Genomic DNA, 3,808 nt, shown 5'->3' on the forward strand with positions numbered 1-3,808 from the left:
GGCCCATGGTTGGCTCCTCGTGGGGCGGGGACCGGTCGCGGGCTCTCAGCGTCGGGGAGGTGTCTCATGGGTCGCAAAGGTTGCGTACCACTCAGCGGTACTCGGCTGCGGCGCCGTCGTGGCTGGTCGCGCAGTTCCCCGCGCCCCTAAAGGCGAAAAGCCGGGGCGCAGACCCGCTTTTCAGGGGCGCGGGGAACTGCGCGCTCGGCCACGACGGCGCCGCAGCCGACACCACCCCGGCGACCGGTCAGCCGTCGCTGAACCGCTCCCCCTTCTCCGCCTTCTCCACCAGCAGCGCGGGCGGCGCGAACCGCTCCCCGTAGCGCTCGGCGAGCTCCCGCGCGCGGGCCACGAACGCGCGCGGCCCGGCAGGCGTACCCGCAGACGTGCCGGCAGGCGCCCCGCCCGGGCCCTCGTATCCGTTGATGTACTGCAGGACGCCGCCCGTCCAGCCGGGGAAGCCGATCCCGAAGATGGACCCGATGTTGGCGTCGGCGACCGACGTCAGGACGCCCTCCTCCAGGAGCCGGACCGTGTCCAGCGCCTCGGCGAAGAGCATGCGCTCCCGCATGTCCTCGAAGGGGATCTCCGTGCCCGCACGGGTGAAGTGCTCCCGCAGTCCGGGCCACAGTCCGGCGCGCTTGCCGTCGGTGTATTCGTAGAAGCCCGCGCCACCGCTGCGGCCGGTGCGGCCGAACTCGTCGACCATGCGGTCGATGACGGCCTCGGCGGGGTGCGTCGTCCAGGTGCCGCCCGCCTCCTCGACGGCCCGCTTCGACTCGGCGCGGATCCTGCGGGGCAGGGTCAGCGTCAGCTCGTCCATGAGGGAGAGCACCTTGGCCGGGTAGCCGGCCTGGGCCGCGGCCTGCTCGACGGAGGCGGGCTCGATGCCCTCGCCGACCATCGCCACGCCCTCGTCGAGGAAGCGCCCGATGACCCGGGAGGTGAAGAAGCCCCGCGAGTCGTTGACGACGATGGGGGTCTTGCGGATCTGCCGTACGAGGTCGAAGGCGCGCGAGAGGGCCTCGTCGCCGGTGTTCTCGCCCTTGATGATCTCGACGAGCGGCATCTTGTCGACCGGCGAGAAGAAGTGCAGCCCGACGAAATCTGCCTGGCGCTCGACGCCTTCGGCGAGGGCGGTGATCGGCAGGGTCGAGGTGTTGGAGCACAGCAGCGCGTCCGGTTCGACGATGTGCTGGATCTCCTGGAACACCTTGTGCTTGAGCGCCGGGTCCTCGAAGACGGCCTCGATGACGGCGTCGCAGCCGGCCACGTCCTGCGGGTCCGCGGTCGCGGTGATGCGGGCCAGCAGCGCGTCCGCCTTCTCCTGGCTCGTACGCCCCCGGGAGACGGCCTTGGCGCAGAGCTTCTCCGAGTAGCCCCTGCCCTTCGCGGCGGCCTCGGCGGTCACGTCCTTGAGGACGACGTCGATACCGGCGCGGGCGCACGCGTACGCGATGCCGGCGCCCATCATCCCGGCGCCCAGGACGGCGACCTTGCGGACCTGGCTGGGCTCGGTGCCCTGCGGGCGGTTGGCGCCGGAGTTGACGGCCTGGAGGTCGAAGAAGAAGGCCTGGATCATGTTCTTGGAGGTCTGTCCCGCGGCCAGTTCCACGAAGTAGCGCGCCTCGATGACCTGCGCCGTCTCGAAGTCGACCTGTGAGCCCTCGACGGCCGCCGCGAGGATGTTGCGCGGCGCCGGATAGGGCGCGCCGCCCGTCTGCTTGCGCAGGTTGGCCGGGAAGGCGGGCAGGTTCGCCGCGAACTTCGGGCTGGACGGGGTGCCGCCCGGGATGCGGTGGCCGGGCCTGTCCCAGGGCTGTTTCGACTCGGGGTTGGCGTCGATGAAGGCGCGGGCCTTGGCGAGCATCTCCTCGTGCGTGGCGGCCACTTCGTGGACGAGGCCGTTCTCCAGCGCGCGCCGCGGGCTGTACTGGGTGCCCTGGAGGAGCGCCTTGAGGAGTGCGTCGGCGATGCCGAGGAGGCGTACGGTCCTGACGACGCCGCCGCCTCCGGGCAGCAGGCCGAGAGTGACCTCGGGGCAGCCGATCTTGGAACCGGGCGCGTCGAGGGCGACCCGGTGGTGGCAGGCGAGCGCGATCTCGTAACCGCCGCCGAGGGCCGCGCCGTTCATGGCGGCGACGACGGGCTTGCCGAGGGTCTCGATGCGGCGCAGGTCGCGCTTGATGGCGAGGCCGCCGTCGAGGAGCTGCTGGGCGGTCTCGGGTGTGACCCGGATGAGGTCCCGCAGGTCGCCGCCCGCGAAGAAGGTCTTCTTGGCGGAGGTGAAGACGATGCCGCGGATGGACTGGGGGTCGGCCGCGAGTTCCGCCTCCAGGCGGTCGGCGACCGCGGTGAGCGACTTCCTGAACGCCTGGTTCATGGTGTTCGCGGACTGGCTGGGGTCGTCGAGGACCAGGGTGACGACACCGGTCCCGTCCTGTTCCCAGCGGATGGTGGTACTGCTCTCGGTCATGAGGGGTGTTCTCCGTTGAAGTCCGTTGGTCCACTGGGGAGTTATTGGTCCGCCGGTGAGTTACAGGCGCTCGATGATCGTCGCGATGCCCATGCCGCCGCCCACGCAGAGCGTGGCGAGGCCGAACCGCTTGTCCTGGCGCTCCAGTTCGTCGACGAGCGTGCCGAGGATCATCGCGCCGGTCGCGCCCAGCGGGTGGCCGAGCGCGATCGCGCCGCCGTTGACGTTGATCTTGTCCAGGGACAGGCCCATGTCCCGGGCGAACCGCAGGACGACCGCGGCGAAGGCCTCGTTGATCTCGACGAGGTCGATGTCGTCGATGGTCAGCCCGGCCTTGGCGAGTGCCTTGCGGGTGGCGGGCGCGGGCCCGGTCAGCATGATGGTCGGCTCGGAGCCGGAGACGGCCGCGGAGACGATCCGCGCGCGCGGGGTGATCCCGAACCGCTCGCCGACCTCCTTGGACCCGACGGCGACCAGCGAGGCACCGTCGACGATCCCGGACGAGTTGCCCGCGTGGTGGACGTGGTCGATCTTCTCCACCCAGTGGTACTTCTGCAGCGCCACGGCGTCGAAGCCGCCCAGGTCGCCGATGTCCGCGAACGACGGCTTGAGCCGGGCCAGGGAGTCGGCCGTGGTGCCGGGGCGCGGGTGTTCGTCGTGGTCGAGGACGACGAGCCCGTTGCGGTCCCGCACGGGGACGACGGACTTCTCGAAGCGGCCGTCCTTCCAGGCCGCGGCGGCGCGCTCCTGGGACAGCGCCGCGTACTCGTCGACGTCCCGGCGGGAGAAGCCCTCGATGGTGGCGATGAGGTCGGCGCCGATGCCCTGCGGTACGAAGTCCGTGGCGAGGTTGGTCATCGGGTCGGCGAACCAGGCGCCGCCGTCCGAGGCCATCGGCACCCGGGACATCGACTCGACGCCGCCCGCGAGGACGAGGTCCTCCCAGCCCGAACGGACCTTCATCGCGGCCAGGTTGACGGCTTCCAGGCCCGACGCGCAGAAGCGGTTCTCCTGGACGCCGGCCACGGTGTCCGGCAGCCCGGCGGCGATGGCGGAGATGCGGGCGATGTCGGAGCCCTGGTCGCCGACCGGTCCCACGACGCCGAGCACGATGTCGTCGATCGCGGCCGGGTCGAGCTCCGGGAAGCGGGACTGGATCTCGTGGATGAGCCCGACGACCAGGTCCACGGGCTTGGTGCCGTGCAGGGCGCCGTTCGCCTTGCCGCGGCCGCGCGGGGTGCGGATCGCGTCGTACACGTACGCTTCGGTGCTCACTCGTAAGCCTTTCAGGAGAGCCCGGGAGGGAACGGGGAACGGGGAAGAAGGAGGGGG

2 protein-coding genes are annotated in these 3,808 nt (G+C 71.2%); both read right to left on the reverse strand.

All coding sequences use genetic code 11. The features are described 5' to 3' along the window. Positions 1-247: 247 nt before the first annotated feature. On the reverse strand, positions 248-2,476 hold the full coding sequence (locus AOK01_RS40100; protein WP_055520582.1) for a 3-hydroxyacyl-CoA dehydrogenase NAD-binding domain-containing protein: 2,229 nt from the start codon (positions 2,474-2,476) through the stop codon (positions 248-250). Positions 2,477-2,536: 60 nt separating this feature from the next. Then, positions 2,537-3,751: an acetyl-CoA C-acetyltransferase gene (locus tag AOK01_RS40105; protein ID WP_055520584.1), complete on the reverse strand. Its 1,215-nt coding sequence runs from the start codon at positions 3,749-3,751 to the stop codon at positions 2,537-2,539. Positions 3,752-3,808 lie beyond the last annotated feature (57 nt).

This window comes from Streptomyces aurantiacus (assembly GCF_001418335.1).
In the GTDB taxonomy this organism is placed as follows: domain Bacteria; phylum Actinomycetota; class Actinomycetes; order Streptomycetales; family Streptomycetaceae; genus Streptomyces; species Streptomyces aurantiacus.